The organism is Mesorhizobium sp. M5C.F.Ca.IN.020.32.2.1 (assembly GCF_004023105.1).
GTDB classification, from domain to species: Bacteria; Pseudomonadota; Alphaproteobacteria; order Rhizobiales; family Rhizobiaceae; genus Mesorhizobium; species Mesorhizobium wenxiniae.
In genome coordinates this window covers 1-5,823 of the sequence record NZ_RZSX01000376.1, presented here as the reverse complement: position 1 = coordinate 5,823, position 5,823 = coordinate 1, and the positions used below count along the sequence as shown (strand labels likewise).

Below are 5,823 nucleotides of genomic sequence, written 5' to 3'. Positions count from 1 at the left end.
AAGGAGACCTGCTTCTTGCGCTCCTCGGTAATGCTCATGGACGCGATGATGGCGTCGAACTTTCTGGCCTGGAGCGCCGGGATCATGCCGTCCCAGTCCTGCGTGACAAGTTCGCATTCGACCTTCATCTGAGCGCAAAGCGCATTGGCGATGTCGATGTCGAAGCCGGTGAGCTTGCCATCCGCGGTGATGGTGTTGAACGGCGGATAGGCGCCTTCGGTGGCGATCTTCAACTTTTCCTGTGCTTGCGCCGACAAGGACCCGGCAGCCATCACCAGCATGGCAGCTGTTGCTGCCGATGCGATCCATCTTGAAATCTGCATTTCTTTGTTCCCTTGGTTCAACCACCTTGATGGTTAGGCACAGCCAAGCACGGCCCGCAAGGCCAGGCAAGCACAGTCTGGTTGATCGGGGATCAGCGCGCGGCGCGGAAATGTTTGGACAGTTTCAGGCCCTGTGCCTGATAATTCGAGCCGAGATCTGTGCCGTAGAGCGCCTGCGGCCGCTTCAGCATGTGCTCGTAGACCAGCCGTCCGACGATCTGGCCGTGGTCGAGGATGAACGGCACTTCGTGGCTGCGCACTTCGAGCACAGCCCTGCTGCCGGTGCCCCCGGCCGCCGAATGGCCGAAGCCCGGATCAAAGAAACCGGCATAGTGGACACGGAACTCGCCAACCAGCGGATCGAAGGGCGTCATCTCGGCGGCATAGAGCGGCGGCACATGCACCGCCTCCTGGCTGACGAGGATATAGAATTCATCGGGATCGAGCACCAGTTCGCCAGCACCGCTCTTGTAGAGCGGCTCCCAAAAATCGACAACATCCTGCGCGGCGCGCTTGTCGACATCGACCAGGCCGGTGTGGTGCTTGCCGCGGTAGCCGACCAGCCCGTCCTTGTCGCCATCGAGGTCGATCGACAGTGCGATGCCGCCGCCGGAAATGTTCGGCGGCTCGGTGGCGACGAGCGTCTCGGCACGATGCAATTCGTGCAGCTCGCTTTCCGACAAAAGCGCATTGCCGGTGCGGAACCTGATCTGCGACAGCCGCGAGCCGGCACGGACGACGATCGGAAAGGTGCGCGGGCTGACTTCCAGATAGAGCGGGCCGTTGTAGCCGGCAGCGATCTTGTCGAACTCGTGGCCGCGATCGGTCATCACCCGGGTGAAGATGTCGAGCCGTCCGGTCGAGCTCTTCGGGTTGGCCGAGGCCGAAACGTTTGCCGGAAGCGCCAGGCTCTCGAGCAACGGCACGATATAGACGCAGCCCGTCTCCAGCACCGCACCGTCGGCGAGATTGATTTCGTGCAGCTTCAGGCGGTGGAGTTTTTCAGCAACCCTGTGGTTCGGGCCGGGCAGGAAGGAGGCGCGCACCCGCCAGGCCTTGTCGCCAAGCCTAAGGTCGAGGCTGGCCGGCTGGACCTGGTCGGCATCGAGCGCGCGCGGCGATTTCAGCGCGCCCGACCGGAACAGCGCGGAAATATCCTGATCGGGAAGAATGCCTGTCTGCCGCAAAGTCTGGCTCCGCTCGAAGGCCGGGCGTGGTCTCGTTTTGTCGCAGGTTCCTGCCGCGGAACCCGCTGGTACAAACCTCTTAATCATGCCGGCAATTGACGCAAGCGTGGTGCGGGTTTAAAGGGTCGTTATCCCGTGGTGATTTGGCCGGTCGGCTTGCAGCCACGTTAAACAAGTCGCTAAAGGACCGTCGGCCCGGAAGGCCATATGGACCGGTTGCGACTTTCGCGGCCGGTTTTTTTGTATTTGGGCCATTTTTGGTGTTTGGAACAAGGTGATGACGAGCAACAAGCGCAACTGCAAGCCTCAGACCGCACTCGTGCATGCGGGAACGCTGCGTTCCGGCTTCGGCGAAACCTCCGAGGCGATGTATCTCACGCAAGGCTATGTCTACGATACGGCGCAGGCGGCGGAGGCCCGCTTCAAGGGCGAGGAACCGGGCTTCATCTATTCGCGCTATGCCAATCCGACGGTCGACATGTTCGAGAAGCGCATGTGTGCGCTGGAAGGTGCCGAAGATGCCCGCGCCACCGCATCCGGCATGGCGGCGGTGACAGCGGCGTTGCTGTGCAGCGCCAAGGCCGGCGACCACATCGTGGCGGCGCGCGCGCTGTTCGGCTCCTGCCGCTGGGTGGTCGAGACGCTGGCGCCGAAATACGGCATCGAGGCGACGCTGGTCGATGGCACCGAAATCGCCAATTGGGAAAAGGCGGTCAGGCCCAACACGAAGCTGTTCTTCCTTGAAAGCCCGACCAATCCGACGCTGGAAGTCGTCGACATCGCAGCCGTCGCCTCGCTTGCCGATTCGATCGGCGCGCGGCTGATCGTCGACAATGTCTTTGCCACGCCCTTGCAGCAGAAGCCGTTGCAGCTCGGCGCCCATATCGTCGTCTATTCGGCGACCAAGCACATCGACGGCCAGGGGCGCTGCCTCGGCGGCGTCATCCTGTCGGACAAGAAATGGATCGACGAGAACCTGCACGATTATTTCCGCCACACCGGTCCCAGCCTGTCGCCGTTCAACGCCTGGACGCTGCTGAAGGGCCTGGAAACGCTGCCGCTGCGCGTGCGCCAGCAGACGGAAAGTGCCGGCCGGATCGCGGACTTCCTCGCCGAGCGGCCGGAAATCGCCCGCGTCATCTATCCCGGCCGCGCCGATCACCCGCAAGCGGCGGTCGTCAAGAGGCAGATGTCGGGCGGCTCGACGCTGATCTGCCTCGACGTCAAGGGCGGCAAGCAGGCGGCCTTCGCCTTCCAGAACGCGCTCGATATCGTGCTGATCTCTAACAATCTCGGTGACGCCAAGAGCCTGATCACCCATCCGGCGACGACGACACACAAGAATCTGAGCGACGAGGCGCGCGCCGAACTCGGCATCGGGCCAGGCACGCTCAGGCTGTCCGTCGGCCTGGAGGACACCGACGACCTGCTCGAAGACATCGAGCAGGCCCTGAAAGCCGCCAGATAGTGCACTGGGCGGTGTCGCTCGAATCGTCAAAATCAGGCGCGGTCAGGCGCCCGACGGGGTCTCTTCCAATTCCGCAACGGCGCTGGTGTGGATGGTCATCGTGTTGCCACGCCAGTCGACGGCACCGCTGAGCCAGCCACGCGCCCAGACAATCGGCAAGATGCAATCGCGCGCCATCATCGCCGGGACCATGCGTAGCGACAGGTGCCAGCTCTTGGCCGAGGCGAGAGCGCATTCCGGGAGATAGGCGACTACCAGCACAACGAGGGCGGTCGCCGACAGGCTGAAGCCGGCGCCGGCCGCAGCAACCAGCGCAAGCGCCAGCGGCACCGCCGCGCCGACCAGTATTTCGGGTGCGAAGAACAGTGGGAAGGTGACGCGACGCAGGCGTGCCCAGCGGGCCTGGCGCGACCAGATTTCGCCGAGCGTGCGAAAACCGAGCGGCTGCTCAAAGGGCGAGGCGACGAGATTGACGCGCAGTCCAAGCCCGTTGACCAGCTTGGTCGCGGCGGCATCCTCGGCGATCTCGGCGGCAAGCGCACGGATCCCGCCATTGGCGTCGAGCATGGGCTTGTCCCACAACATGCTCTTGCCTTGGGCAAAGCCAAGGCCTATCGCCTCGCCGGTATATTGCCAGCGCGCCTGCAGCGTGTTGAGGAAGGCGCATTCGACCTCAGCCCAGAACCCGTCCGGCCGCGAGCCGATCGGCGTCGAGCAGACAAGGCCGGTGTCCGGCCGCCATGCCGCCATCAGATGCTGGACATAATCCCTCGGCATCAGAACGTTGGAATCGGCAAGGATGACCCAGCGGTGGCGCGCCGCCTCCCAGCCCTTCACGCAATTGTTGAGTTTCGGATTGCCGCTGATGCGGTCGTCGCCGACGAGCAGCCGGGCCGGCACGGCCGGAAAACGGGCAATCGCATCGGTGACCGGCCTGGCCACCGGGTCGTCGGCATGGGCGACGCAGAAGATGAGTTCATAGCACGGCCAGTCGAGAGAGAAGGCGCGCTCGAGCGTCTCCTCGGCAAACGGCTCGACGCCGCGCGACGGCACGACGATCGACACCGGAGGCGCCTTGCCGGCTGGCGGCGCGATCCTGCCAGGCCGCTTCAGCTTCAACGAAGCGAGCAGGATGCTGGCAAGATTGACGAGAAGCAGAGCTGTGGAAAGCAAGGCGGCTGTGACTGTCAGTTCCATCGATATCTGGTCACTCCAGAAAAGCCGGCCGCATGATAGCCGTTTTCAACAGTTCGACGGAATGCTGAGTCGCCCGGCCCTGCACACCATCATTGTCATGTGTCACTTAAATGACATTGTTCTTCGGCACCTGCGCGCAAACGAGTCGGGCAACGACGGAAGCGCCCCGTTGACCAAACTGCGGAGAGCGTCGAAAGTTCCGTCTGCATATTGTGGAGTAGGCTATGTACAGCGCCGTTACGCGCAACATCGAAGTACAGGTCAGGCCGTTCTATCTGGAAGATCGCTCCGACCCGTCGGAGAACCGCTATGTCTGGGGCTACCAGGTGACCATCGACAACCAGTCGGATGAATTCGTACAACTTCTGTCACGCTATTGGCACATCACCGACGGCACCGGCCGGGTCGAGGAAGTGCGCGGCGCCGGCGTTGTCGGCGACCAGCCCGAACTCAACCCCGGCGACAGTTATCAATATACGTCTGGCTGCCCGCTCTCGACGCCGTCCGGCATCATGGTCGGCCACTATACGATGCGCAACAAGCGAGGCGAGACGTTCGACGTCGCCATCCCCGCCTTTTCGCTCGATCTGCCGGGCACGCGGCGCACCGTCAACTGACCAGCTAGACCTGATCCATCCCGATAGAGTCGGGATGGGCTCTAACTCTTAGACCAGGACCTTTTCCGAACCGAAGGTCAGCGAAGCAAAAACGCTTTCCACTTTTCGATGCGCGGACCTTCGGTCGGGATCATGGTCTACTGCGCCGCGGCAAACTCCGCCGGATCGAAGTCATATTGCTTCGAGCAGAATTCGCAGGCGACATGAATGCCGCCATCCTCGGTGCTGTCCCTGATCTCGTCGGCTGAGAAACCTTCGAGTACGCCGCGGATCTTCTCCCTGGAGCATGAGCACTCGTCGGCTACCGGTACGCCGCCGAAGACGCGGACGCCGTGCTCGTGGAACAGCCGGTAAAGCAACCGCTCGGCGCCGATCGTCGGGTCGATCAGTTCCGTCGGCTCGATGGTGCCAAGCAATGCCAGAAGTTCCTGCCAGGAATTGTCGGCCGGATCATGTACCTCATCGCGCGGATCGCCGTCGCCGCCCGGAAGGTCGGGCACGCGCATGCGTTCCGCCGATTGCGGCAGGAATTGCGCAAGGATGCCACCGGCACGCCATTGCTCGCGGGCACCGCCGACACCGGGCGTCAACAGCTTGGCCACCGAGAGTCTGAGGTCGGTCGGGATCTGTTCCGACTGGCGAAAATAGGTGCGCGCGGCCTCCTCCAGCGTCTCACCGTCGAGCTGGACGATGCCCTGATACCGCTGCGTGTGGGCACCCTGGTCGATGGTCAGCGCGAGGACACCGCTGCCGAGCAGCGTCTGCTGCGAGGTCTCGCCGACAGATGTCAGTGCCTCCAGCCGGTCGGCGTCGAAGCGAGCATAGGCGCGCAGCGCCTGTGGCGTGGAAAAATCCGCCACCAGCATGTCGACCGGCCCGTCGGTGCGGGTCTGCAGGATGAACTTGCCCTCGAACTTGAGCGAGGTGCCAAGCAGCACCGTCAGCACGCAGGCTTCCGCCAGCAGGCGGGCGACCGGCTCGGGATAGTCATGACGGCTGAGGACCGCGTCGAGCATCGGCCCGAGCTGGAC

General features: G+C 63.3%; 6 protein-coding genes and 1 riboswitch. Of the genes, 2 read left to right on the top strand and 4 right to left on the bottom strand.

Going from position 1 to position 5,823, the window contains the following annotated elements:
• Together EOA86_RS19050 and EOA86_RS19045 are read right to left on the bottom strand one after the other, a co-directional pair.
• The coding region (locus EOA86_RS19050) for a transporter substrate-binding domain-containing protein (protein WP_128343091.1) at window positions 1-323 on the bottom strand (323 nt) is incomplete at its 3' end.
• 92 nt (window positions 324-415) lie between these two features.
• Window positions 416-1,510 (bottom strand): 2'-deoxycytidine 5'-triphosphate deaminase, encoded by a 1,095-nt coding sequence (locus EOA86_RS19045; RefSeq protein ID WP_128343089.1) that lies wholly within the window; start codon window positions 1,508-1,510, stop codon window positions 416-418.
• Window positions 1,511-1,635: 125 nt separating this feature from the next.
• Window positions 1,636-1,713, top strand: a riboswitch (SAM riboswitch).
• Window positions 1,714-1,787: 74 nt separating this feature from the next.
• Between EOA86_RS19045 and EOA86_RS19040 the strand changes: the two genes are divergently transcribed.
• Window positions 1,788-2,978: an O-succinylhomoserine sulfhydrylase gene (locus tag EOA86_RS19040; protein WP_128343087.1), complete on the top strand. Its 1,191-nt coding sequence runs from the start codon at window positions 1,788-1,790 to the stop codon at window positions 2,976-2,978.
• A 42-nt stretch (window positions 2,979-3,020) separates the two neighbouring features.
• On the opposite strand, the gene EOA86_RS19035 is transcribed toward EOA86_RS19040, so the two are convergent.
• Window positions 3,021-4,175, bottom strand: coding sequence for a ceramide glucosyltransferase (locus tag EOA86_RS19035; RefSeq protein WP_128343086.1), 1,155 nt, complete (start codon window positions 4,173-4,175; stop codon window positions 3,021-3,023).
• A gap of 224 nt (window positions 4,176-4,399) precedes the next feature.
• Between EOA86_RS19035 and apaG the strand changes: the two genes are divergently transcribed.
• Complete coding sequence (gene apaG / locus EOA86_RS19030; protein ID WP_065005838.1) at window positions 4,400-4,792, top strand: Co2+/Mg2+ efflux protein ApaG; 393 nt, start codon at window positions 4,400-4,402, stop codon at window positions 4,790-4,792.
• Between the two features lie 137 nt (window positions 4,793-4,929).
• Here the strand turns inward: apaG and EOA86_RS19025 are convergent.
• A partial coding sequence (locus tag EOA86_RS19025; protein ID WP_128343084.1) for an Hsp33 family molecular chaperone occupies window positions 4,930-5,823 on the bottom strand: 894 nt, incomplete at its 5' end.